Consider the following 23,054-nt stretch of genomic DNA (forward strand, 5'->3'; position numbering starts at 1 on the left):
CCGGCACCGCGGCGCCGCACGCCGCCTCCGGGCCGTGCGACCCCGCCGGTTCCCGGTGAACACCCCGCTTCGGAAAGGCGCCCTCATGCCGATGTCCGCCCGTGACTACACCTGGCTGTTCACGCCGGGCAGCACCTTCGCGTACGAGTCGGGGACCGCGGGCGTGATCCACGTCGCCGACGGGGGCGAGCTGTGGCTGCCCACCGGGCGGGTCGTGGCCTGCGACCCGTTCGTCTGCCTCGGCCGGGGCGAGAGCGAGCCCTTCACGGTCGCCGTCGAGCCCGGCCGCTACCGCGTCGAGGCGGCCGTGGCGACCCTCACCCGGCCCGGCGAGCCCCCGTCCGGCGACCCCCACCTGCGGGTCGCCGCCGCCCGCCTCGTCATCCGCGACGAACCCGCCACCGCCTGGGAGCTCGCCCTGCTCCCCGGCCAGGACCCGGCCGAACTCGGCGACGAGGAGTTCTACGGCTACGGCGTCGACGCCGGCACCGGCTGCTTCCACGACGCGGCGGCCGAGGCGTCCTTCCCCGAGTGCGAGGACGACGAGGGGCCCCTGTGGGACGCCTTCGAGAACAGCGACTGGGCGCCCGGCCCCCACCTGGTCACCGCTCCGGGGACCGGGCACGCCCTCGCCGCGTTCGGCTCCGGCTGGGGCGACGGCGTCTACCCGACCTGGATCGGCCGTACCGCGGCCGGCGAGGTCGCCTGCTTCGTCACGGACTTCTTCGTCGCCCCGGACCCGGACGGGTCCGCCGCGGCCACCGCCTGACCGGCCCCGCCCGCCGGAGGTTGCCGCGATCCCGCCCGCTCCCGCGCGTCCGGCGCTACCGTCGGTGGCATGGCGATACGAGCCGTCGTCTGGGACGTCGACGACACCCTCTTCGACTACACCACCGCGGACCGCGAGGGGCTGCGCGCCCACCTCGTGGCCGAGGGCCTGCTCGAGCGGTACGGATCCGCCGAGCGGGCCCTGGCGCTGTGGCGGGAGATCACGCAGGCCCAGTGGGCGCGGTTCGAGACCGGCGAGGTCGACTACATCACACAGCGCCGCGACCGCACCCGGATCTTCCTCGGCCGCGATCTGAGCGACACCGAGGCCGACGCCTGGTTCGACCGCTACCTGGCGCACTACGAGGCCGCCTGGGCCCTCTTCCCGGACGTCCTGCCCGTCCTGGACGCCCTGGCCGCCAGCCACCGCCACGCGGTGCTGTCCAATTCCAGCCTCACCGTCCAGGACCGCAAGCTGCGCGTCCTGGGCGTCCGCGACCGCTTCGAGACCCTCCTGTGCGCCGCCGAGCTCGGCGTCTCCAAGCCCGAGGCCGCCGCCTTCCTGGCCGCCTGCGACGCCCTGGGCCTCGCCCCGCACGAGGTCGCCTACGTCGGCGACCACCCGGAGATCGACGGCCGGGGCGCCGCCGACGCCGGGCTGCTGTCGGTGTGGATCGACCGCGGCGGCACCCGCGCGACCCTCGACCCGCCCACCGGACCGAGGCGCATCGCGTCCCTCGCCGAACTGCCCGGCCTCCTCGGTCCGGATACTCGTTTTGGAGCCCCGTCCTCCTTCGGGTAATGTTCTTCCTGCGCCGCGGGGAACGGACCGAAAGGCCGGAGCCCCGAAGCGCAAGCTAGAACAAGATCCCCTCTGGGGCTTGCGTTCCAGTGGCCTATGGTGTAATTGGCAGCACGACTGATTCTGGTTCAGTTAGTCTTGGTTCGAGTCCAGGTAGGCCAGCTCGCAGAGCTCATCTGCACCCGCGGATCCCATCCGCAAGCCCCCGTTGTGTAGCGGCCTAGCACGCTGCCCTCTCAAGGCAGTAGCGCCGGTTCGAATCCGGTCGGGGGTACTGGTTCCGATTACATCGGAATCGCTAGGGCCCCCGTTGTGTAGCGGCCTAGCACGCCGCCCTCTCAAGGCGGTAGCGCCGGTTCGAATCCGGTCGGGGGTACTGACTGGTCTAAACCACATTGGTCTATGGTGTAATTGGCAGCACGACTGATTCTGGTTCAGTTAGTCTTGGTTCGAGTCCAGGTAGACCAGCTCGGACCTGCGGAAACGCAGAGTCCACGCCCCCGTTGTGTAGCGGCCTAGCACGCCGCCCTCTCAAGGCGGTAGCGCCGGTTCGAATCCGGTCGGGGGTACGCACAGGATGGCCCCCCGCTTCGGCGGGGGGCCATCGGCGTTCTCGCCTCCGCTCGTTGCCGGACCGTCCGGCGTGTTCAACTCCCCGTACGGGGGGTTCCTTTGGATCAGGTGCCGGGAGGGCCTGCCGCGGCGTTGAGGCCGGCCCTCCCGGCGGCGGGCCAGGCTCACCCCGAGCGGCGCAGCGCCTCCGACAGGCGGCCGGCGGCGTCTATGACCGCCTGGGCGTGCATCCGGCCGGGGTGACGGGTCAGGCGCTCGATGGGGCCGGAGACCGAGACGGCGGCCACCACGCGGTTGGAGGGGCCGCGCACGGGCGCGGAGACGGACGCCACGCCCGGTTCGCGCTCGCCGATCGACTGGGCCCAGCCCCGGCGCCGTACGCCCGACAGGGCCGTCGCCGTGAAGCGGGCGCCCTGCAGACCGCGGTGCAGGCGCTCCGGCTCCTCCCAGGCCAGCAGGATCTGCGCCGAGGAGCCGGCCTTCATCGTCAGGGTGGAGCCGACCGGGACCGTGTCCCTGAGGCCCGACAGGCGCTCCGCCGCGGCGACACAGATACGCATGTCCCCCTGGCGGCGGTAGAGCTGCGCGCTCTCGCCGGTGACGTCCCGGAGATGCGTGAGCACCGGGCCCGCGGTCGCCAGGAGGCGGTCCTCGCCCGCCGCCGCGGCCAGCTCCGCCAGGCGCGGGCCGAGGACGAAGCGGCCCTGCATGTCGCGGGCCACCATGCGGTGGTGTTCCAGGGCCACGGCCAGGCGGTGGGCCGTGGGTCGTGCCAGTCCGGTCGCTCCGACCAGACCCGCAAGGGTGGCCGGACCGGACTCCAGAGCGCTCAGGACGAGTGCCGCCTTGTCCAGAACGCCGACGCCGCTACTGTTGTCCATGCAACGATACTTGCGTCTCACTCTGTGAAACGCAAGTTCAATTTTCCGTGGAACGCGCCACCCTGGAGAGCACGACGTCACAGCGGCCCGCGGACACGAGGGCCTGGTGGCGGATGCCCGGAAACAGGGGTGCGGGCACCGCCTCCTCAAGATCTCTAGTTGGGTCGGCCGTTCCGTGCCGACCGGAGGGAAAGCGATGGGTAGGACACTCGCGGAGAAGGTCTGGGACGACCATGTCGTCCGGCGCGCCGAGGGCGAGCCCGACCTCCTCTACATCGATCTGCACCTGCTGCACGAGGTGACCAGCCCGCAGGCCTTCGACGGCCTCCGCAAGAGCGGCCGCAAGGTGCGCCGCCTCGACCTGACCATCGCCACCGAGGACCACAACACCCCGACCCTCGACATCGACAAGCCCATCGCCGACCCGGTCTCCAGGGTCCAGCTGGAGACGCTGCGCAAGAACTGCGCCGAGTTCGGCGTCCGGCTGCACCCGCTGGGCGACGTCGAGCAGGGTGTCGTCCACGTCGTCGGCCCGCAGCTGGGCCTGACCCAGCCCGGCACCACCGTGGTCTGCGGCGACTCGCACACCTCCACGCACGGCGCCTTCGGAGCGCTGGCGTTCGGCATCGGCACCTCCCAGGTCGAGCACGTGCTGGCCACCCAGACGCTGCCGATGGCCCGCCCGAAGACCATGGCGATCACCGTCGAGGGCGAGCTGCCCGAGGGCGTCACCGCCAAGGACCTGATCCTGGCGATCATCGCGAGGATCGGTACCGGCGGCGGCCAGGGCTACATCCTGGAGTACCGCGGCGAGGCCATCGAGAAGCTCTCGATGGAAGCCCGCATGACCATCTGCAACATGTCGATCGAGGCGGGCGCCCGCGCGGGCATGATCGCCCCCGACGAGACCACCTTCGCCTACCTCAAGGGCCGCCCCCACGCCCCCGAGGGCGCCGACTGGGACGCGGCGGTGGAGTACTGGAAGACGCTGCGCACCGACGACGACGCCGAGTTCGACGCCGAGGTCGTCATCGACGCCGCCGAGCTGTCGCCGTTCGTCACCTGGGGCACCAACCCGGGCCAGGGCGCTCCGCTGTCCGCGGCCGTCCCCGACCCGGCCTCGTACGAAGACGCTTCGGAGCGCCTCGCCGCCGAAAAGGCCCTGGAGTACATGGGGTTGGAGGCCGGGCAGCCGCTGCGCTCCATCGAGGTGGACACCGTCTTCGTAGGTTCCTGCACCAACGGCCGCATCGAGGACCTGCGCGCCGCCGCCGAGATCCTCAGGGGCCGCAAAGTCGCCGACGGCGTACGGATGCTGGTCGTCCCCGGCTCCGCGCGGGTCGGGCTCCAGGCCGTCTCCGAGGGGCTGGACGTGGTCTTCAAGGAGGCCGGCGCCGAGTGGCGGCACGCGGGCTGCTCGATGTGCCTGGGCATGAACCCCGACCAGCTCGCCCCCGGCGAGCGCTCCGCGTCCACCTCCAACCGCAATTTCGAGGGACGGCAGGGCAAGGGCGGCCGTACGCACCTGGTGTCGCCGCAGGTCGCGGCGGCCACCGCGGTCCTCGGCCACCTCGCCTCCCCGGCCGACCTGGCCGCCGCCGACGCCCCCACGCCCGCTGGAGTCTGATCAGTCATGGAAGCCTTCACCACCCACACCGGCCGGGCCGTCCCGCTGCGCCGCAGCAACGTCGACACCGACCAGATCATCCCCGCCCACTGGCTCAAGAAGGTCACGCGCGACGGGTTCGAGGACGGGCTGTTCGAGGCCTGGCGCAAGGACCCCGAGTTCGTGCTCAACCGCCCCGAGCGACAGGGTGCCACGGTGCTGGTCGCCGGCCCCGACTTCGGCACCGGCTCCTCCCGCGAGCACGCCGTGTGGGCGCTGCAGAACTACGGTTTCAAGGCCGTGATCTCCTCCCGCTTCGCCGACATCTTCCGCGGCAACTCGTTGAAGAACGGCCTGCTCACGGTGGTCCTGGACCAGAAGGTCGTCGACCGGCTGTGGGAGCTCACCGAAGCCGACCCCACCGCCGAGGTCACGGTCGACCTGGTCGGGCGCGAGGTGCGCGCCGAGGGCGTCACCGCCTCCTTCGAGCTGGACGAGAACTCCCGCTGGCGACTGCTGAACGGCCTCGACGACATCTCGATCACCCTGCAGAACGAGGCGGAGATCGCCGCGTACGAGGAGAAGCGCCCGGCGTTCAAGCCGCGGACGCTCCAGGTCTGACCCCGGCCGAGCGCAAGGCCGACTTTCGGCCATCCCAAAGCCCACCCTGTACCCCCGATCGGGCCGATCGGGGGTACAGCCGTATCCGGGCCCGGACGGTCCCGCGCGTCACCACCCGGATCCTCAACGCCCCACGTTAGAAGGGGGATTGCCGGGGTACGCGAGGCGCGTGACCGCGGCTTCGACGGTGGCGCACAAGGCCGTCCGAGGCGGCAGTTGCCCCCCTGCGCAGGCGACAACTCGCCCCAGATGGCACAATCTGTGCATGGAACACGACGGCCAACTCGAGCTCTATACGGCGGTCGCGGTCCAGCTCAAGGAAGCGCACGCCAGGGTGCGCGCACTGCAAGTCCCGGAGGGCGTACGGGTGGCGCTGACCCGGAAGCTGCTGGTCATTACGGCCGCGGCCAAACACGATCTCGCCGGTGCGGCAAGGCGCCTGGAGCGGTTCAGCGCGGATCTCGACGAGGGGCGATTCCCCGAAGGGGAACGCTGAACGGGCCGGGACAGTCGAGTCGGTTGCGGCACAAGGGTGATAAGCCCGTTTCGTGTTTGATTTGCGGTATATATCTGCCTAACGTGCGAAAAAGCTGGAACACTTTCGTTCCGGCGATGTCTCCGAAGGGGAAGACGTGAACAAGGCGCAGCTCGTAGAAGCGATTGCCGACAAGATGGGCGGTCGCCAGCAGGCCGCCGATGCCGTCGACGCGGTACTGGACGCCATCGTCCGTGCGGTGGTCGCGGGTGACCGGGTCTCGGTCACCGGCTTCGGTTCCTTCGAGAAGGTCGACCGTCCGGCCCGCTACGCCCGTAACCCCCAGACGGGCGAGCGGGTTCGGGTCAAGAAGACCTCCGTCCCCCGTTTCCGCGCGGGTCAGGGCTTCAAGGACCTGGTCAGCGGCTCGAAGAAGCTCCCGAAGAACGACATCGCGGTCAAGAAGGCCCCCAAGGGCAGCCTGTCCGGCCCGCCGCCCACGATCGCCAAGGCCGCGGGCAAGAAGGCCGCCGCCAAGAAGACCACAGGCGCGGCGAAGAAGACGACCGCCAAGAAGACCACCGGGGCGGCGACCAAGGCCACCGCGGCGAAGAAGACCACCGGGGCGGCGACGAAGACGGCGGCCAAGAAGGCCCCCGCCGCCAAGACCGCCGCGGCGAAGAAGACCACCGCCAAGAAGGCGCCGGCGAAGAAGGCGCCCGCCACGAAGGCGGCCGCCAAGAAGACGACCTCGCGCAAGACGACCGCCAAGAAGACCACCGCCCGCAAGAAGTAGCGGGCGGCAGGAGACAAGGGCACTCACGCGCCGGGCCGGACTCCCTCACGGAGTCCGGCCCGCGGCCTGTGCGGGACCGGGCCCGGGGACTCAGAACGTCTGCAAGGTCACCAGCGTGATCCGCCGCCCCTCACCCTCGCCCTCGGTCTCGATGCGCACCCGCTGGCCGGGGCGCAGCAGTCTCAGGCCTCCCGCGTCGAACGCCGCCGCGTCGAAGGGGACGGGCGTGCCGTCGTCGAGCAGCACCTGCCCGCTGCGGCTTTCCGGGTCGTAGGTGTATGCGGTCGCCTGCATGGCGGCAGCCTACTGCCCCGGCACCGGATCCCGCCCCGGCAGCAGTGCCGCCGCCGCGGCCGTGCGCGGGCCCACGCCCAGCGCCAGCGCCGCCCGCAGATCGTCGCCGGTGTCGACGTCCTGCCGTACGGAATCCACCGCCGCCAGGCGGAGTTCCACCGCCCCGGACGCGTGGTGGCGGGCGCGGGAATCGGGGCCGAAAGCGGGCCGCAACGCCTGTCCCGGGGCGGCGGCCAGCAGCGTCGTGCCGATTGCGGCGGCATCGGCGAGAAAAGCGCGCGGGAATTGCGCGGCGGCTTCCAGGACACGGGCCAATTCGGCGGGGCGCAAGGCCGGAAGATCGGCATTGAGGGCGGCCACCGGACGGCCGGGACGCGAGGCCCGTACGACCGCCGCCGCGTGGGCCAGGGCGGCGTTCAGGCCTTCGCGGGGTCCGTCGGGGACGATGCCGGCGCCCAGCGCGGCCAGTTCCCGGCCGGCCCGCGCGTCGTCCGTGACGACTGCCACATCCGCCACCGCCGGGCAGGCCAGCGCCGCCGCCACCGTGTCCTGCGCGAAGGCGAGCGCGAGGTGGGGCCGCACCCCGTCGTCGGCGGTGTCCGACAGCCTGCTCTTGGCCCGGGCCAAGGGCTTCACGGGCACGACCAAGGTCCACTGCACGAGCGTTCCGTCCCTCTCTTGTCGTGGTCATTGTCCCCCGTCGACCCGGCCGTCCCCAGGGCGGGGCGTACGGTGTTCTCGACAGACCGGCGGCCTGGGGCGACACTTGTGCGGCCCCTTGGCCGCGCCCAGGCCCTAGAGGAAGGTGTCCGCGTGCCCCGCCGCAGAATCGGCTTCTGGTACCGCTTCGCCGCGGTGATCTGCAAACCGCCGCTGGTGGTGCTGCTCAAGCGGGACTGGCGCGGAATGGAGCACATTCCGGCCGAGGGTGGATTCATCACGGTCGTGAATCACAATTCACACATCGATCCCCTCGCATACGCGCATTTCCAGTACAACACCGGGCGTGTGCCGCGATTCCTGGCGAAGAGCGGTCTTTTCAAGAAAGGATTCGTCGGCGCCGCGATGCGCGGCACCGGACAGATCCCCGTATACCGCGAGAGCACGGACGCGCTGAGCGCCTTCCGGGCCGCGATCGACGCCGTGGAGCGCGGCGAGTGCGTCGCCTTCTACCCCGAGGGCACCCTCACCCGCGACCCGGACGGCTGGCCCATGACCGGCAAGACCGGTGCCGCGCGCGTCGCCCTGCAGACCCGGTGCCCGGTGATCCCCGTCGCCCAGTGGGGCTGCAACGAGGTGCTGCCGCCCTACGCCAAGAAGCCGCGCCTCTTCCCGCGCAAGACCCACCACGTCCTCGCCGGACCGCCGGTGGACCTCTCCCGCTTCCACGGCAAGGAGATGTCCGCCGACGTCCTGAAGGAGGCGACGGAGGTCATCATGGCGGCCATCACCCGCCAGCTGGAGGAGATCCGCGGGCAGAAGGCGCCCGACACCCCCTACGACCCGCGCCGCGAGCGGATCGAGCAGCGGCGCCGGACGCAGGCGCAGAGGCAGCGGGACAAGCAGGTGGAAGGGCAGGGAACGTGAGCGGACCCCTCAAGGCGGTCGTCTTCGGCGCCGGGTCGTGGGGCACGGCCTTCGGCATGGTGCTCGCCGACGCGGGGTGCGAGGTCACCCTGTGGGCGCGCCGCCCGGACGTCGCGGACGCCGTCAACTCCACCCGGACCAACCCCGACTACCTCCCCGGTGTCGAACTCCCGGAGAACCTCAGGGCCACCATGGACCCGGCCGAGGCCGCCGCCGGCGCCGACTACACGGTCCTGTCCGTCCCCTCCCAGACGCTGCGCGGCAACCTCGCCGCGTGGGCGCCGCTGCTCGCGCCCGACACCGTCCTCGTGTCCCTGATGAAGGGCATCGAACTCGGTTCCGCGATGCGGATGAGCGAGGTCGTCGAGGACGTCGCCAAGGTCGGCCGGGACCGGATCGCCGTGGTCACCGGCCCCAACCTCGCCCGGGAGATCGCCGCCCGCATGCCGGCCGCCGCCGTGGTCGCCTGCACCGACGAAACCGTCGCCCGGCGGCTCCAGACCGCCTGCCACACGCCCTACTTCCGGCCGTACACCAACACCGACGTCGTCGGCTGCGAACTCGGCGGCGCGGTCAAGAACGTGATCGGGCTGGCCGTCGGCATCGCCGACGGCATGGGACTGGGCGACAACGCCAAGGGATCGCTCATCACCCGCGGCCTCGCCGAGACCACCCGCCTCGGGGTCGCGCTCGGCGCCGACCCGCTCACCTTCTCCGGGCTGGCCGGCCTCGGGGACCTGGTGGCGACCTGCTCCTCGCCGCTGTCCCGCAACCACACCTTCGGCACCAACCTCGGCAAGGGCATGAGCCTCGAGGAGACCATCGCGGTCACCAGGCAGACCGCCGAGGGCGTCAAGTCCTGCGAGTCGGTGCTGGATCTGGCCCGGCGCCACGGCGTCGACATGCCGATCACCGAGACGGTCGTCGGCATCGTGCACGAGGGCAAGCCGCCGGCGGTCGCGCTGAAGGAGCTGATGTCGCGCAGCGCGAAGCCCGAGCGACGCTGAGCGACGGCCGCGCCACGCGACCCCGCCGACGCTGTGCCCTGCCCCTACGGGCGGGTACTCTCGTCGCGATATGAGCACCGAGAACCTCCCCCAGAGCCCCGGGCAGCCGACGCGCAAGCCGCGTGTGGCCGTCGTGTTCGGCGGGCGCAGCTCCGAGCACGGGATCTCCACGGTCACCGCCGGAGCCGTCCTGAAGGCCATCGACCGGACCAAGTACGACGTCCTGCCGATCGGCATCACCCGGGACGGCCGCTGGGCGCTCGCCGCCGACGAACCGGAGCGCATGGCGATCACCGAGCGGCGCACGCCCAGCGTCGAGGAGCTCGCCGAGTCGGCCGAGGGCAGCGTGGTGCTCTCCGTCGACCCCGGCAGCCGCGAAGTCGTCTACAGCGAACCCGGCGCGGTGCCCAAGGCCCTGGGCGAGGTCGACGTGGTCTTCCCGGTGCTGCACGGCCCGTACGGTGAGGACGGCACCCTGCAGGGCCTGCTGGAGCTGTCCGGCGTGCCGTACGTGGGCTCCGGTGTGCTCGCCTCGGCCGTCGGCCAGGACAAGGAGTACATGAAGCGGGTGTTCACCTCCTTCGGGCTCACGGTGGGCCCGTACGTGGTGATCCGGCCGCGCGAGTGGGAGCGGGACGTCCGCGCCGCCCGCAAGAAGATCGTCGACTTCGCCGGCGAGCACGGCTGGCCGCTGTTCGTGAAGCCCGCCCGCGCGGGCTCCTCCATCGGCATCACCAAGGTGGACGACCTGTCCGCCCTCGACGAGGCGGTCGAGGAGGCCCGGCGGCACGACCCGAAGATCATCGTGGAGGCGGCGCTCACCGGCCGCGAGATCGAGTGCGGGGTGCTGGAGTTCGAGGACGGCCCGCGGGCCTCCGTACCCGCCGAGATCCCGCCGCCCGAGACGCACGCGTACTACGACTTCGAGGCCAAGTACATCGACTCCACGCCCGGCATCGTGCCCGCGCCGCTGACCGATGAGGAGACGGCCGAGGTGCAGCGGCTGGCGGTGGCGGCGTTCGAGGCGGCCTCCTGCGAGGGGCTGGTGCGCGCGGACTTCTTCCTCACCGGGGACGGGGAGTTCGTCATCAACGAGATCAACACGATGCCCGGCTTCACGCCGATCTCGATGTACCCGCAGATGTGGCAGGCCAGCGGGATCGGCTACCCGGAGCTGGTGGACCGCCTGGTGCAGGCGGCGCTGCGCCGCTCCACGGGACTGCGCTGAGGGCCGCACCGGCCGGATGACGGATCAGTCGGCGATCCCCTCGGGGATCGCCTTCTTCACGGCGGGGGCCAGGTCGACCAGCGGTGCCAGGCCGTCCCGCGTGCGCTCCTTCGGGATCGTCACCTCTACATAGGCCCTGCGCAGCGTGGTGGTGAGCCGGACCGACCCGTCGTTCCGCTTCTGCAGCAGCCACCCCACGCCTTCCACCTCGACGCCGTCGGCCTCCGGGTCGTCCATCGCGGCGGGCCGCGGCACACCGCAGCGCAGTATGATCACCGGGTTTCCCCAACCCGCCGTCAGGGCGGACCGGGGCTTCGGGTCCTCACGGTCCAGACCGTCCACCTTCGACGGCAGTTCCCCGTCCAGGTTCCGGCAGAGCTTCACCGCGTCCGTGCCGGGGCTGGGGACCGCCGCCGAGGCGCTGCCGTTCCCCGGGGAGCAGCCCGCCCCGGCCAGGAGCAGGGCGAGCGCGGACGGAACGAGGACGAAGCGGTGCCGGTGCGGGAAGGAGTTCACCGGCACAGGGTAGACGGGGGCTAGAGATGGACGACGGGGCAGGTCAGGGTGCGGGTGATGCCGTCCACCTGCTGAACCTTGGCGACCACCATGCGGCCGAGGTCGTCGACCGTGTCGGCCTGGGCGCGCACGATGACGTCGTACGGACCCGTCACGTCCTCGGCCTGGATCACACCGGGGATCTCGCTGATGGTCTCGGCGACGGTCGACGCCTTGCCGACCTCCGTCTGGATCAGGATGTACGCCTGTACCACGGAACCTCCAGGGCGGCCACGAGGATCATGTGGGGGAAAGGAACGCCACGGTATCGCGTCGCCACTCCCCGCGGGGAGACCTGCGGGGGCCTCGGCACGCGCGCCGGGGTGCGGGGAGGATACGAGTTGACGGTTCCGGGGGAGACGGCTTCGACCGGTCCTTCGGCCGGCACTTCGACCGTAGCGAGGACAGAGATGACGCGCGACCGGGCCCGGACAGGGACAGAAGGGGAGCAAGGGCAATGAAGGGCACTGTTGGTGAGCTCGGGGAGTTCGGGCTCATCAGGGAGCTCACCTCCCGTCTCACCACCACCCCGGCGGTCCGCATCGGCCCCGGCGACGACGCCGCGGTGGTCGCCGCGCCCGACCGCCGGGTCGTGGCCAGCACCGACGTCCTGGTGGAGGGCCGGCACTTCCGCCGCGACTGGTCCACCGCCTACGACGTGGGCCGCAAGGCGGCGGCGCAGAACCTCGCCGACATCGCCGCGATGGGCGCCGTCCCCACCGCGCTGCTGCTCGGCCTGGTGGTGCCCGCCGAACTGCCGGTGACCTGGCCGACCGAGCTGATGGACGGGCTGCGCGACGAGTGCCAGGTCGCGGGCGCCGCCGTGGTCGGCGGCGACGTGGTGCGCGGCGACGCCGTCACCGTGTCCATCACCGCCCTCGGTGACCTGCGGGGTCAGGAGCCGGTGACGCGGGGCGGTGCCCAGCCCGGCGACCTCGTCGCGGTGACCGGCTGGCTGGGCTGGTCCGCGGCCGGGTACGCCGTGCTGTCCCGCGGGTTCCGCTCGCCGCGGGCCTTCGTTGAGGCCCACCGCCGCCCGGAGCCGCCGTACCACGCGGGCCCGGCCGCCGCCGCGCTCGGCGCCACCGCGATGTGCGACGTCAGCGACGGGCTGATCGCCGACCTCGGGCACATCGCCGAGGCGAGCAAGGTGCGCATCGACATCCGTTCCGGGCAGATCGACATCCCGACCCAGATGCACGACATCGGGCAGGCCGTCGGCGTCGATCCGATGCAGTGGGTGCTGACCGGGGGCGAGGACCACGCGATCGTGGCGACCTTCCCGCCGGACGTGAAGCTGCCGGCCCGCTGGAAGGTCATCGGCGAGGTCCTCAATCCCTCGGCGCTGCCCCAGGTGACCGTCGACGGGGCATCCTGGACGAGCAAGGGCGGCTGGGACCACTTCGGAGAGGACATCGAGTCATGAGCGCGCTGCCCAGGGTGCTGACGGTCGCGGGGTCCGACTCCGGCGGCGGCGCGGGCGTCCAGGCCGATCTGAAGACGATGCTCGCGCTCGGCGTGCACGGCATGAGCGTGATCACCGCGGTGACCGCGCAGAACTCCCTCGGCGTGCAGGGCGCCTGGGAGCTGCCGGTGGACGCGGTGCGGGCGCAGTACCGCAGCGTCGTCGACGACATCGGCGTCCAGGCGGTCAAGACCGGCATGCTGGCCTCGGCGGAACTGGTCGAGACGGTCGCCGAGTTGATCGCCGGCACCCACGCGCCCGCGGTCGTCGACCCGGTCGGCGTCTCCAAACACGGGGACCCGCTGCTGGCCGCCTCCGCCCTGGACTCCGTACGCACCAAGCTGCTGCCGGTGGCGACCGTCGCCACGCCCAACCTCGACGAGGTGGCGCAACTGACCGGCGTGCGCGTCGCGTCGGAGCCCGACCTGCGCCGGGCCGCCGCGGCCGTGCTGGAGTACGGACCGCGCTGGGTGCTGGTCAAGGGCGGCCACCTGCCCGGGGACGCCGTGGACCTGCTCACGGACGGCTCCGAGGAGCACTGGCTGCGGGCGCCCCGCCACGACAACCGGCACACCCACGGCACGGGCTGCACCCTCGCCTCGGCGATCGCCTCCCAACTGGCCAAGGGGCAGCCGGTGCCGGAGGCGGTGGCGGCGGCCAAGGAGTACGTCACCGGGGCGGTCGCGGCCGGGTTCCCGCTCGGCGGGGGCATCGGGCCCGTGGACCACGGGTGGGCCTTCAGGGCGGACGGGGCGGGGCCGGGGGCCTGATGCCGGTGGCGCCGTACCCGGCGTCGCCGAGCAGCACCGCGCGGCCGTGGGCGAGGCGGTCGGCGCGGATCTGCGCGATGGCGTCGAAGCGCAGGCCTCCGGTCCCCTCCAGGGCCTTGGGGACGGCCGGCGCCTCCCAGCCCATGCCCGCGAACCGGCCGGTGAGGATCCGCTTCCCGGCGGTGACGTCCCGGCGGCCGTACGCCGGGGGCTCGGACCGGAGGACCGGCAGGGCACACAGCTCCGGTACGAGCTCGGGGCCGCCGCCGAGCGTGGGATCCGCCTCGCTCCGGTCCCGCGCGGCGGCCGGCCGCGGCTCCGTGAGCCGCGCCACCCGCGGGTGCGTGCCCGGCAGGTCGGGCGGGGCCGGGTCGCGCCGCGGCGCGGGCGCCTCCCGGAGCGGGGCGCCGTCGGCGGTACGGAGGCCCGAAGGGCCCGGGACGCCGAAGCGCACGGGCCGAATTCCGGCAGGTGCGGGCCGGGCACGGCTCGGAGCGGCTGTTCCCGGTGCTCTGCCGGGCACGCAAAAAGCCGGCCCACCTTTCGGTGGACCGGCTCAGTGCAAGCGAACCAGCAGTGGCCGCGCGCTCTTGCTGAGCGTCAGCGCGAGACCTTGCCGGCCTTGATGCACGAGGTGCAAGCGTTCACGCGCTTCGGCGTCCCGCCGACCACGGTACGCACACGCTGGATGTTGGGGTTCCAGCGGCGGGACGTACGGCGGTGCGAGTGCGAGATGTTGTTGCCGAAGCCCGGCCCCTTGCCGCAGACGTCGCAGTTGGCAGCCACGGGTCACTCCAAAGACTTCAGATGCACTTACGGTTAATCCCGGCATGCCGGGATCGAGATCCTGGGCTCTTGCGAGAGTTCCGAGATCTGAGTGGCGCTGCCAGGGGAACTAGCCCGATCGGATCGGGCAACCGGAGCAGCATACAACGGCTGCTCCCGTACAACGAAACTACCATGGCAGCTCAGGAGCCGGTTCCCGGCCCTCTTCCGGCGGGTACCGCCCCGGGGTCTACGCTGCGTGCCACATTCAGCAGCTCAGGGAGGCGCAGGTGGCGCAGGTGCCGCGGAGGTTCTTCGACGCTCTGGCGGTGCGCACCTGGTGCGGTCTGGCGCTGCGCGCGCTGGGGGGCGCGCGTGAGGAGATCGACGCGATCAACGTCTATCCCGTCGCGGACGGGGACACCGGCACCAACCTGTACCTGACCGTCGAGTCGGCCGCCGCCGCGGTGGAGGCGGTCTTCGCGGCGCACGAGGTGGGCACCGGCGCCACGGCCGCCGGCGAGGCGCCCGCGTCCGGCGGGCCGTCGCTGGCCGAGGCCGTGCGGGCCATGGCCCACGGGGCGCTGATCGGCGCGCGCGGCAACTCCGGCACGATCCTGGCGCAGCTGCTGCGCGGCATGGCCCAGGTCCTCGCCGGCCGGGGTGAGGGGGTTCACACCGACGGGCCCGGTCTGCGGCTCGCCCTGCGGCACGCGGCCGACTCCGCCCGGCAGGCCGTGGCCCACCCGGTCGAGGGCACCGTCCTGACGGTCGCCTCCGCCGCCGCCGACGCGGCCGAGGGGACGGAGGGCGACTGCGGCGCCGTGGCCCGCGCTGCGTACGAGGGCGCCCGGACGGCGCTCGCCGCGACGCCCGGCCGGCTGCCGGCGCTGCGGCGCGCGGGAGTGGTCGACGCCGGCGGGTGCGGGCTGGTGTGGGTGCTCGCCGCACTGGTGGAGGCCCTGACGGGGGAGGCGCCGGCCGCCGGCGCGCCCGCGGCGAGGACGGCGCTCCCCCTCGGCCCCGGCGGCGCCCGCGCGCGCGGGGAGCACGCCGGCCGGGACGCCCCCGCAGGCCCCCGCGGAGACGTCCTCGGGGCCGGCTCGGAAGAGGACGGCCCGCCCGGTGCGTGCGACCGGCCCGGCGGTGGCCCCTCCTTCGAGGTGATCTACCTCCTGGAGGCCGGCGACGCCGCCGTCGCACGGCTGCGGGAGCGGCTCGACGCCCTCGGGGACTCCCTCGTGGTGGTCGGCGGCGACGGACTGTGGAATGTCCACGTGCACGTCGACGACGCCGGCGCCGCCGTCGAGGCGGGCGTCGAGGCCGGGCGGCCGTACCGCATCCGGATCACCCACTTCGGTCAGGGCGACGCGCGCGCCGCCGGAGACGGGCACCCGGCCTGCGAACCGGCCCAGCGCGCCGTGGTGGCCGTGGTGCCCGGCGAGGGACTGGCCGGACTGTACTCCCAGGCCGGTGCCACCACCGTCCTGGCCCGCCCCGGGGAGCCGCCGGCGAGCGGGGAGCTGGTGGCGGCGGTACGGCGGGCCCACGCACGCGAGGTCGTGCTGCTGCCCAACGACGCCGAACTGCGCCACACCGCCGCCGCGGCGGCCGAGCAGGCCCGCGCGGCGGGCGTCCGCGTGGCCCTCATCCCGACCCGTTCCGCGGTCCAGGGCATCGCGGCGCTCGCCGTGCACGAGCCCGGCCGCCGCTTCGACGAGGACGTCGTGGCGATGACCTCGGCGGCGGGCGCCACCCGCTACGCCGAGGTCACCGTCGCCGAACGCGAGGCCTGGACCACGGCCGGCATCTGCCAGGCCGGGGACGTGCTCGGCCTGATCGACGGGGACGTCGCCGTGATCGGGCCGGACGTCACCGCCACCGCCCGGACCGTCCTCGACCGCATGCTCGCCGCCGGGGGCGAAATGGTCACCCTGGTCCTCGGCGACGAGGCCCCCGAGGCGGTCGCCGAGCACCTCGAAGCGCGCGTCCGGGAGGCGTACCTCGCCGTCGACACGGTGGTGTACCGGGGCGGCAGGCAGGGGGCGCTGCTGCTCATCGGGGTGGAGTAGCCCCGGCCCGCCCGCCCCGCTCCTGTTCCCTCCTCGTCCCCGCTCCCTCCCCTCCCGGTCCCGGTCCCGGCCGCGCCGCCACGCGCTCCGCCCGAGCCGTCCGCCCCGCCGGGCACTGCCGGGCACCTGCGCGGCGTTGTCAGTGGCGTGGTGTGCAATGGATCTCGTGCCCGCACTGCGAGAACCACTGCAACAGCCCCTGAAGTCGGTGCTCGGCCCCGCCACCGCGAAGGTGATGGCCGAGCATCTCGGCCTGCACACCGTCGGCGACCTCCTCCACCACTACCCGCGCCGCTACGAGGAGCGCGGACAGCTCACCCACCTCGCCGACCTCCCCATGGACGAGCACGTCACGGTGGTCGCCCAGGTCGCCGACGCCCGCCTGCACACCTTCGCCTCGCCGAGGGCCCCGCGCGGCAAGGGGCAGCGGCTGGAGGTGACCATCACGGACGGCAGCGGCCGGCTCCAGCTGGTCTTCTTCGGCAACGGTGTGCACAAACCCCACAAGGAACTCCTGCCGGGCACCCGCGCGATGTTCGCCGGCAAGGTGTCGGTCTTCAACCGGCGTCTTCAACTGGCCCATCCGGCCTACGAGTTGCTGCGCAGTGACGACGTGGACGGCGCGACGGAGTCGGTCGAGAGCTGGGCCGGTGCCCTCATCCCCATCTACCCGGCCACCGCCAAACTGGAGTCCTGGAAGATCGGCAAGGCGGTCCAGACGGTGCTGCCCAGCGCCCGGGAGGCCGTCGACCCCCTCCCCGAGTCCCTGCGCGAGGGCCGCGGCCTGGTCCCCCTCCCCGAGGCCCTGCTCAAGATCCACCGCCCGCACACCAAGGCGGACATCGCCGACGCCCGCGCCCGGCTGAAGTGGGACGAGGCCTTCGTCCTCCAGGTCGCCCTCGCCCGCCGCCGTCACGCCGACGCCCAGCTTCCCGCCGTCGCCCGCAGACCCGCGCCCGACGGCCTGCTCGCGGCCTTCGACGCCCGCCTCCCCTTCACCCTCACCGAGGGCCAGCAGAAGGTCTCCCGGGAGATCTTCGCGGACCTGGCGACCGAGCACCCGATGCACCGGCTGCTCCAGGGCGAGGTCGGCAGCGGCAAGACCCTGGTGGCCCTGCGCGCCATGCTCGCCGTCGTCGACGCGGGCGGGCAGGCGGCGATGCTGGCGCCCACCGAGGTGCTCGCCCAGCAGCACCACCGCTCGGTCGTCGAGATGATGGGGGAGCTCGCCGAGGGCGGCATGCTCGGCGGGGCGGAGCACGGCACCAAGGTGGTGCTGCTGACCGGCTCCATGGGCGCCGCCGCCCGCCGACAGGCCCTGCTCGACCTGGCCACCGGCGAGGCCGGCATCGTCATCGGCACCCACGCGCTCATCGAGGACAAGGTGCAGTTCCACGACCTCGGCCTCGTCGTCGTCGACGAACAGCACCGCTTCGGCGTGGAGCAGCGCGACGCCCTGCGCGGCAAGGGGAAGCAGCCGCCGCACCTGCTCGTCATGACCGCCACGCCCATCCCGCGCACGGTCGCCATGACCGTCTTCGGCGACCTGGAGACCTCCGTCCTCGACCAGCTCCCGGCGGGCCGCTCGCCCATCGCGAGCCATGTCGTCCCGGCCGCGGACAAGCCGCACTTCCTGGCGCGGGCCTGGGAGCGGGTGCGCGAGGAGGTGGCGGGCGGCCACCAGGCGTACGTCGTCTGCCCGCGCATCGGGGACGACGCCGAGGAGGCCGCCGGCGCCAAGGGGGCCGGCGGGAAGGACCCTTCCGAGGGCGAGGCCGGCAAGCGTCCGCCGCTCGCCGTCCTGGAAGTCGCCGAAGAGCTCGCCCGGGGCCCCCTCAAGGGCCTGCGGGTGGAGGTCCTGCACGGCCGCATGCAGCCCGACGACAAGGACGCGGTCATGCGCCGCTTCGCCGCGGGGGAGGTCGACGTGCTGGTGGCCACCACCGTCATCGAGGTCGGCGTCAACGTCCCCAACGCCACCGTGATGGTGGTCATGGACGCCGACCGCTTCGGCGTCTCCCAGCTCCACCAGCTCCGGGGCCGCGTCGGCCGCGGCGCGGCGCCCGGCCTGTGCCTGCTGGTCACCGAGATGCCCGAGGCCAGCGCCGCCCGGCAGCGGCTGAACGCGGTCGCCGCCACCCTCGACGGCTTCGAGCTGTCCCGCATCGACCTGGAACAGCGCCGCGAGGGCGACGTACTCGGCCAGGCCCAGTCCGGCGCCCGCTCCTCCCTGCGCGTCCTCGCCGTCATCGAGGACGAGGAGGTCATCGCCGAGGCACGCAGGGAGGCCGCGGCGATCGTGGCGGCCGACCCCGGCCTGGAGCACCTGCCGGGACTGCGCACCGCCCTGGACGCCCTGCTGGACGCCGAGAGGGAGCAGTACCTGGAGAAGGGCTGAGGGCGGCGCCGCGGCCCGGTGCCGCCCCCACCTGCCAGACTGGACCCCTGACCGCACTACTCACAAGGACCCCAGATGACCCGCGTGATCGCCGGCGTGGCCGGCGGACGTCGCCTGGCCGTTCCGCCCGGGAGCGGCACCCGCCCCACCTCCGACCGCGCGCGTGAGGGCCTCTTCTCCACCTGGCAGTCCCTGCTCGGCGGCCCCCTGGACGGCGAGCGGGTCCTCGACCTGTACGCGGGTTCCGGCGCCGTCGGCCTGGAGGCGCTGTCCCGGGGCGCGGGTCACACCCTGCTCGTCGAGGCCGACGCCCGCGCCGCCCGCACGGTCCGGGAGAACGTGAAGGCCCTCGGACTGCCCGGCGCCGAGGTCAGGCAGGGCAAAGCGGAGCAAATCATCCGCACGGTGCCCCCGGCCCGGCCGTACGACCTGGTCTTCCTGGACCCGCCGTACGCCGTCTCGGACGACGATCTCCGGGAGATTCTGCTCACACTCCGCACGGAGGGCTGGCTCGCGGCAGAAGCCCTCGTCACTGTGGAGCGCGGCACCAGGGGCGGTGAATTCCGGTGGCCGGACGGCTTCGAGGCGCTCCGGTCCCGTCGCTACGGCGAGGGAACGTTTTGGTACGGTCGCGCCGCCTCTACGTGCGAAGACGCACGATGACCGGACCGGAGAGCGAGGGATCACAAGTGCGCCGCGCCGTCTGTCCCGGGTCGTTCGACCCGATCACCAACGGACACCTCGACATCATCGCCCGCGCGTCCAGGCTGTACGACGAGGTCTACGTCGCGGTGATGATCAACAAGTCCAAGAAGGGGCTCTTCGCGATCGAGGAGCGGATCGACCTCATCCGCCAGGTCACGGCCGAGTACGGCAACGTCCGTGTCGAGTCCTTCCACGGCCTGCTCGTCGACTTCTGCAAGCAGCGCGACATCCCCGCCATCGTCAAGGGCCTGCGCGCGGTCAGCGACTTCGACTACGAACTGCAGATGGCCCAGATGAACAACGGCCTCTCGGGCGTGGAGACCCTCTTCATCCCCACCAACCCCACCTACAGCTTCCTGTCGTCCTCCCTGGTCAAGGAGGTCGCCACCTGGGGCGGCGACGTCTCCCACCTGGTGCCCGAGGCGGTCCTCGGGGCACTGACCGAGCGCCTGCGCAAGGACTGAGCGCGACCGGGCCGGGTGCCGTCGCCCACCCGCGGGCCCGCCGCGGGGCCGTCGTGCGCCCGTCGTGCGCCCGCCATCGGCCTGACCATCCGTCACCCGGTGTCCCCCGGCCGCCCCGGGGCCGTACAGTCGTCCCGTCCGTCTCCAACACAGCTGTAGAGAGTGGCGAGCACAGGTGGACGTGCAGAAGAAGCTCGACGAGATCGTCACCATGGTCTCCGGGGCCCGGGGCATGCCCATGTCGGCCTCGTGCGTGGTCAACCGCGCCGAACTGCTCTCGATGCTGGAAGAGGTGCGCGCGGCTCTGCCCGACTCCCTCGCCCAGGCGCAGGAGCTGATCGGCGACCGCGAGCAGCTGGTCGCGCAGGCCCGCCAGGAGGCCGAGCGGATCATCGAGAGCGCACACGCCGAACGCGGCTCCCTGATCTCCGGCACCGAGATCGCCCGCCGCTCCCAGGCCGAGGCCGACCGGATCCTCGCCGAGGCCCGCCAGGAGGCCGAGGAGATCCGCGCCGAGGCCGACGAGTACGTCGACTCCAAGCTCGCCAACTTCGAGGTCGTCCTCACCAAGACCCTCGGCTCCGTCGGCCGCGGCCGGGAGAAGCTGCTCGGCACCGGACCCGGCCTCGACCAGAACGGCTACGAGGACGAGGACGCCCCCGAGCGCAGCCACGACCCGGAGACCCTGCGCCGCGACGCCGACGCCTACGTCGACGCCAAGCTGGGCGCCTTCGAGGCCGTCCTCGCCAAGACGCTGGAGGCGGTCGGCCGCGGCCGGGAGAAGCTGCACGGCCGCATCGCCAGCGACGACCTCGGTGCCCTCGCCGACGACACCACCACCGTCCAGCACTCCAGCGACGCCGACTACCTCGCCGACCTGGCGGCCCTCGCCGCCGGGCCCGCCGCCCCGCCCCAGCCCCCGGCGGCACCTCCGGTGGTGCCGGCCCAGCCCTCGTACGGCACCCAGGAGGCCTACGCCTACCAGCAGCCGCCCCAGGCCGACCCGTACGGCTACCAGCAGCAGTACGGGGGGCAGGACCCCTACGGCTACCAGCAGGCCGACCCGTACGCCACCTCCGCCGGCTACGCCCCGGCGGAGGGCTACGAGGCCCAGCACGGCGCCCAGGAGGGCCCTCGGGGAGCACACCAGGGGGACCCCGGAGCGGGCCACCAGGGAAGCCACCAGGGATACGCCCTGGACGAGACCAGCCTCTTCGACACGAGCATGATCAGTGCAGAGCAGCTGCGCCAGTACGAGGAGCGGTACGGACAAGGGCGCTGACCGCGGATTGGGCTGGGAGCGAAAGGTCCAGTATCCTGGCTCTTCGGTCGCGTATACGTCCGCGATCAGCGCTGCCCGGGGACACCGCAGGGCGGCGTCCCCCGAGCTCGACGAAGACCGAAAGCAGGAATGGCCCTGAACGCCCGCCTCGACCACCGCAACCCTCTCGTGTTCGACACTCACGAGCTGGGGCGGCGGCCCGGTGCGCTGCAGCGCCTGACCCGCACGGTCGACGCTCCCCGGGACCTCGGTATCCAGGGAGTCGTCGGGGTGCCGGAAGGCGCCCCGGTGGAGCTCGAACTCCGCCTCGAGTCGGTCATGGAGGGTGTGCTCGTCACAGGCACCGCCCGTGCAACGGCCGAGGGAGAGTGCGTAAGGTGTCTGGAGCCGGTCGAGCTGGAGCTCGAAGCGGACTTCCAGGAGATGTTCTCGTACCCTGACGCCGACGACCGGGGCCGCCCCGTTGCGGAACCCGGCGACGACGCCGAGGACGACGAGGACAGGCTCTTTGTCGAGGACGGTCTGATCGACCTCGAAACCGTGCTGCGTGATGCGGTGGTGCTCGCACTGCCGATGCAGCCGGTGTGCCGGGAAGACTGCCCCGGTCTGTGCGCCGAGTGCGGGGCACGGCTGGCGGACGACCCGGACCACCACCATGACGCCGTCGACATCCGGTGGGCGGCACTGCAGGGACTCGCCGATTCACTCGAACCCGGCGATAAGGACGACAAGAGCGGCGCCGAAGCGGGCGTCGACGAGAAGCAGGAGAAGTAGCCGTGGCTGTTCCGAAGCGGAAGATGTCGCGCAGCAACACGCGCCACCGCCGGTCGCAGTGGAAGGCTGCGGTCCCCACCCTGGTTGCGTGCGAGCGCTGCCACGAGCCCAAGCTGCAGCACATCGCGTGCCCGTCGTGCGGCACCTACAACAAGCGCCAGGTCCTCGAGGTCTGAGCGGCTGGTGAGAGGCACTGTGTCCACTGCCAAGAAGGCGGAAGACGCCGAAGCCGGCAGTTCCCGCCGACGCGGGAGCGGCCCGGGGGACAACCAGGCCTCGTCCCACACGCTTCTGGAAGGGCGGCTCGGCTACCAGGTCGAGTCCGCCCTTCTGGTGCGAGCACTGACCCACCGTTCCTACGCGTACGAGAACGGCGGTCTGCCGACGAACGAGCGGCTGGAGTTCCTCGGGGACTCCGTCCTCGGCCTCGTCGTCACCGACACGCTGTACCGCACCCACCCCGACCTGCCCGAAGGCCAGCTGGCCAAGTTGCGGGCCGCGGTGGTCAACTCGCGCGCGCTGGCAGAGGTGGGACGTTCGCTCGACCTCGGCTCCTTCATCCGGCTCGGCCGCGGTGAAGAGGGCACGGGCGGCCGGGACAAGGCGTCCATCCTCGCCGACACCCTCGAAGCGGTGATCGGCGCGGTCTACCTCGACCAAGGCCTCGACGCGGCGTCCGAACTGGTGCACCGCCTGTTCGACCCCCTGATCGAGAAGTCCTCCAACCTCGGAGCCGGCCTGGACTGGAAGACCAGCCTCCAGGAGCTCACCGCGACCGAAGGACTCGGCGTGCCCGAGTACCTGGTCACGGAGACCGGCCCCGATCACGAGAAGACCTTCACTGCTGCCGCCCGCGTCGGAGGCGTCTCGTACGGCACCGGCACCGGCCGCAGCAAGAAGGAGGCGGAGCAGCAGGCCGCCGAGTCCGCGTGGCGGTCCATCCGGGCCGCGGCGGACGAACGCGGCGGGGCGACGGCCGCCGAAGCCGTCGTCCAGGACGGCGCCGACACCTCGGTGGCCTCCGCCTGACGTCGAGCCCTGACCGAGCGCCCGTCCCCTCCCCGGGGGGCGGGCGCTCGGTCCTTGCGGCGGCCCGGCTCCCGCCGCGAGCCTCAAGACGATCCGGCAGCGGTGGGCCCGGGCCGTGCGCCGGACCGGACAGGTAT

Annotated in this window: 26 protein-coding genes and 5 tRNA genes; 24 read left to right on the forward strand and 7 right to left on the reverse strand. The window is 72.5% G+C overall.

Annotation, left to right across the window (positions count from 1 at the left end):
• Positions 1-85: 85 nt before the first annotated feature.
• The 7 genes from ACSU6Z_RS21120 (at position 86) to ACSU6Z_RS21150 (ending at position 2,139) form a co-directional block, all read left to right on the forward strand.
• Complete coding sequence (locus tag ACSU6Z_RS21120) at positions 86-769, forward strand: DUF4241 domain-containing protein (protein WP_437047795.1); 684 nt, start codon at positions 86-88, stop codon at positions 767-769.
• A gap of 69 nt (positions 770-838) precedes the next feature.
• The gene (locus tag ACSU6Z_RS21125) at positions 839-1,570 is read left to right on the forward strand and encodes an HAD family hydrolase (RefSeq protein ID WP_437047797.1); all 732 of its coding nucleotides are present in this window, start codon (positions 839-841) and stop codon (positions 1,568-1,570) included.
• Positions 1,571-1,660: 90 nt separating this feature from the next.
• Positions 1,661-1,732: transfer RNA gene (locus tag ACSU6Z_RS21130), tRNA-Gln, on the forward strand.
• Between the two features lie 39 nt (positions 1,733-1,771).
• Positions 1,772-1,844 (forward strand) — tRNA-Glu (locus ACSU6Z_RS21135).
• Between the two features lie 29 nt (positions 1,845-1,873).
• A tRNA-Glu gene (locus ACSU6Z_RS21140) sits at positions 1,874-1,946 on the forward strand.
• Between the two features lie 20 nt (positions 1,947-1,966).
• Positions 1,967-2,038, forward strand: a tRNA-Gln gene (locus ACSU6Z_RS21145).
• Between the two features lie 28 nt (positions 2,039-2,066).
• Positions 2,067-2,139, forward strand: a tRNA-Glu gene (locus ACSU6Z_RS21150).
• A gap of 168 nt (positions 2,140-2,307) precedes the next feature.
• Here the strand turns inward: ACSU6Z_RS21150 and ndgR are convergent.
• A complete protein-coding gene (ndgR, locus tag ACSU6Z_RS21155; protein ID WP_437015956.1) occupies positions 2,308-3,024 on the reverse strand; it encodes an IclR family transcriptional regulator NdgR in 717 nt (238 codons plus the stop codon).
• Positions 3,025-3,220: 196 nt separating this feature from the next.
• Between ndgR and leuC the strand changes: the two genes are divergently transcribed.
• The 4 genes from leuC to ACSU6Z_RS21175 all read left to right on the forward strand — a co-directional run bounded on the left by leuC (position 3,221) and on the right by ACSU6Z_RS21175 (position 6,522).
• Positions 3,221-4,651 (forward strand): 3-isopropylmalate dehydratase large subunit, encoded by a 1,431-nt coding sequence (gene leuC, locus ACSU6Z_RS21160; protein WP_437047799.1) that lies wholly within the window; start codon positions 3,221-3,223, stop codon positions 4,649-4,651.
• Between the two features lie 6 nt (positions 4,652-4,657).
• On the forward strand, positions 4,658-5,251 hold the full coding sequence (leuD, locus tag ACSU6Z_RS21165; protein ID WP_437047801.1) for a 3-isopropylmalate dehydratase small subunit: 594 nt from the start codon (positions 4,658-4,660) through the stop codon (positions 5,249-5,251).
• A gap of 265 nt (positions 5,252-5,516) precedes the next feature.
• Positions 5,517-5,747 (forward strand): hypothetical protein, encoded by a 231-nt coding sequence (locus ACSU6Z_RS21170; protein ID WP_437047803.1) that lies wholly within the window; start codon positions 5,517-5,519, stop codon positions 5,745-5,747.
• 136 nt (positions 5,748-5,883) lie between these two features.
• A complete protein-coding gene (locus tag ACSU6Z_RS21175; protein WP_437047805.1) occupies positions 5,884-6,522 on the forward strand; it encodes an HU family DNA-binding protein in 639 nt (212 codons plus the stop codon).
• A gap of 90 nt (positions 6,523-6,612) precedes the next feature.
• On the opposite strand, the gene ACSU6Z_RS21180 is transcribed toward ACSU6Z_RS21175, so the two are convergent.
• Together ACSU6Z_RS21180 and cofC are read right to left on the reverse strand one after the other, a co-directional pair.
• A complete protein-coding gene (locus ACSU6Z_RS21180) occupies positions 6,613-6,816 on the reverse strand; it encodes a hypothetical protein (RefSeq protein ID WP_028425256.1) in 204 nt (67 codons plus the stop codon).
• A 9-nt stretch (positions 6,817-6,825) separates the two neighbouring features.
• Positions 6,826-7,476: a 2-phospho-L-lactate guanylyltransferase gene (cofC, locus tag ACSU6Z_RS21185; protein ID WP_437047806.1), complete on the reverse strand. Its 651-nt coding sequence runs from the start codon at positions 7,474-7,476 to the stop codon at positions 6,826-6,828.
• A 153-nt stretch (positions 7,477-7,629) separates the two neighbouring features.
• Between cofC and ACSU6Z_RS21190 the strand changes: the two genes are divergently transcribed.
• The 3 genes from ACSU6Z_RS21190 to ACSU6Z_RS21200 all read left to right on the forward strand — a co-directional run bounded on the left by ACSU6Z_RS21190 (position 7,630) and on the right by ACSU6Z_RS21200 (position 10,638).
• Positions 7,630-8,403, forward strand: a complete 774-nt coding sequence (locus ACSU6Z_RS21190) for a lysophospholipid acyltransferase family protein (RefSeq protein WP_437047808.1) — start codon at positions 7,630-7,632, stop codon at positions 8,401-8,403.
• Complete coding sequence (locus ACSU6Z_RS21195; RefSeq protein WP_437047810.1) at positions 8,400-9,410, forward strand: NAD(P)H-dependent glycerol-3-phosphate dehydrogenase; 1,011 nt, start codon at positions 8,400-8,402, stop codon at positions 9,408-9,410. Before ACSU6Z_RS21190 ends, ACSU6Z_RS21195 begins: the two co-directional genes overlap by 4 nt.
• Positions 9,411-9,480: 70 nt before the next feature.
• On the forward strand, positions 9,481-10,638 hold the full coding sequence (locus ACSU6Z_RS21200) for a D-alanine--D-alanine ligase family protein (protein WP_437047811.1): 1,158 nt from the start codon (positions 9,481-9,483) through the stop codon (positions 10,636-10,638).
• A 24-nt stretch (positions 10,639-10,662) separates the two neighbouring features.
• Here ACSU6Z_RS21200 and ACSU6Z_RS21205 read toward each other — a convergent pair whose 3' ends face one another.
• A complete protein-coding gene (locus tag ACSU6Z_RS21205) occupies positions 10,663-11,154 on the reverse strand; it encodes a DUF3515 domain-containing protein (RefSeq protein ID WP_437047812.1) in 492 nt (163 codons plus the stop codon).
• A 20-nt stretch (positions 11,155-11,174) separates the two neighbouring features.
• Positions 11,175-11,408 (reverse strand): Lrp/AsnC family transcriptional regulator, encoded by a 234-nt coding sequence (locus ACSU6Z_RS21210; protein ID WP_403294595.1) that lies wholly within the window; start codon positions 11,406-11,408, stop codon positions 11,175-11,177.
• Positions 11,409-11,650: 242 nt separating this feature from the next.
• Here ACSU6Z_RS21210 and ACSU6Z_RS21215 point away from each other — a divergent pair, with 242 nt between their 5' ends.
• Positions 11,651-12,619: a thiamine-phosphate kinase gene (locus ACSU6Z_RS21215; protein ID WP_437047814.1), complete on the forward strand. Its 969-nt coding sequence runs from the start codon at positions 11,651-11,653 to the stop codon at positions 12,617-12,619.
• A complete protein-coding gene (gene thiD, locus ACSU6Z_RS21220) occupies positions 12,616-13,428 on the forward strand; it encodes a bifunctional hydroxymethylpyrimidine kinase/phosphomethylpyrimidine kinase (RefSeq protein WP_437047816.1) in 813 nt (270 codons plus the stop codon). Before ACSU6Z_RS21215 ends, thiD begins: the two co-directional genes overlap by 4 nt.
• Here thiD and ACSU6Z_RS21225 read toward each other — a convergent pair.
• Positions 13,397-13,882, reverse strand: a complete 486-nt coding sequence (locus tag ACSU6Z_RS21225) for a hypothetical protein (protein WP_437047817.1) — start codon at positions 13,880-13,882, stop codon at positions 13,397-13,399. The two genes, thiD and ACSU6Z_RS21225, sit on opposite strands and share 32 nt — an antisense overlap.
• 146 nt (positions 13,883-14,028) lie before the next feature.
• Positions 14,029-14,214, reverse strand: coding sequence for a 50S ribosomal protein L28 (gene rpmB / locus ACSU6Z_RS21230; RefSeq protein WP_003993230.1), 186 nt, complete (start codon positions 14,212-14,214; stop codon positions 14,029-14,031).
• Between the two features lie 269 nt (positions 14,215-14,483).
• On the opposite strand from rpmB, the gene ACSU6Z_RS21235 reads away from it, so the two are divergent.
• From ACSU6Z_RS21235 to rnc, 8 genes are all read left to right on the forward strand, one after another.
• Positions 14,484-16,265 (forward strand): DAK2 domain-containing protein, encoded by a 1,782-nt coding sequence (locus ACSU6Z_RS21235; protein ID WP_437047819.1) that lies wholly within the window; start codon positions 14,484-14,486, stop codon positions 16,263-16,265.
• 157 nt (positions 16,266-16,422) lie between these two features.
• Positions 16,423-18,663, forward strand: coding sequence for an ATP-dependent DNA helicase RecG (gene recG / locus ACSU6Z_RS21240; protein WP_437047820.1), 2,241 nt, complete (start codon positions 16,423-16,425; stop codon positions 18,661-18,663).
• 75 nt (positions 18,664-18,738) lie between these two features.
• On the forward strand, positions 18,739-19,326 hold the full coding sequence (rsmD, locus tag ACSU6Z_RS21245; RefSeq protein ID WP_437047822.1) for a 16S rRNA (guanine(966)-N(2))-methyltransferase RsmD: 588 nt from the start codon (positions 18,739-18,741) through the stop codon (positions 19,324-19,326).
• A 26-nt stretch (positions 19,327-19,352) separates the two neighbouring features.
• Positions 19,353-19,832 (forward strand): pantetheine-phosphate adenylyltransferase, encoded by a 480-nt coding sequence (coaD, locus tag ACSU6Z_RS21250; RefSeq protein ID WP_437023013.1) that lies wholly within the window; start codon positions 19,353-19,355, stop codon positions 19,830-19,832.
• 175 nt (positions 19,833-20,007) lie between these two features.
• Positions 20,008-21,114, forward strand: a complete 1,107-nt coding sequence (locus tag ACSU6Z_RS21255) for an ATP synthase F0 subunit B (RefSeq protein WP_437047823.1) — start codon at positions 20,008-20,010, stop codon at positions 21,112-21,114.
• A 129-nt stretch (positions 21,115-21,243) separates the two neighbouring features.
• Positions 21,244-21,888: a YceD family protein gene (locus ACSU6Z_RS21260; RefSeq protein ID WP_437015922.1), complete on the forward strand. Its 645-nt coding sequence runs from the start codon at positions 21,244-21,246 to the stop codon at positions 21,886-21,888.
• A 2-nt stretch (positions 21,889-21,890) separates the two neighbouring features.
• Complete coding sequence (gene rpmF / locus ACSU6Z_RS21265; RefSeq protein ID WP_007493396.1) at positions 21,891-22,064, forward strand: 50S ribosomal protein L32; 174 nt, start codon at positions 21,891-21,893, stop codon at positions 22,062-22,064.
• A gap of 7 nt (positions 22,065-22,071) precedes the next feature.
• Complete coding sequence (gene rnc, locus ACSU6Z_RS21270) at positions 22,072-22,917, forward strand: ribonuclease III (RefSeq protein ID WP_437047825.1); 846 nt, start codon at positions 22,072-22,074, stop codon at positions 22,915-22,917.
• Positions 22,918-23,054: the final 137 nt, after the last annotated feature.

Origin of the sequence: Streptomyces sp. enrichment culture (assembly GCF_964273145.1) — a bacterium.
Classification (GTDB): Bacteria; Actinomycetota; Actinomycetes; order Streptomycetales; family Streptomycetaceae; genus Streptomyces.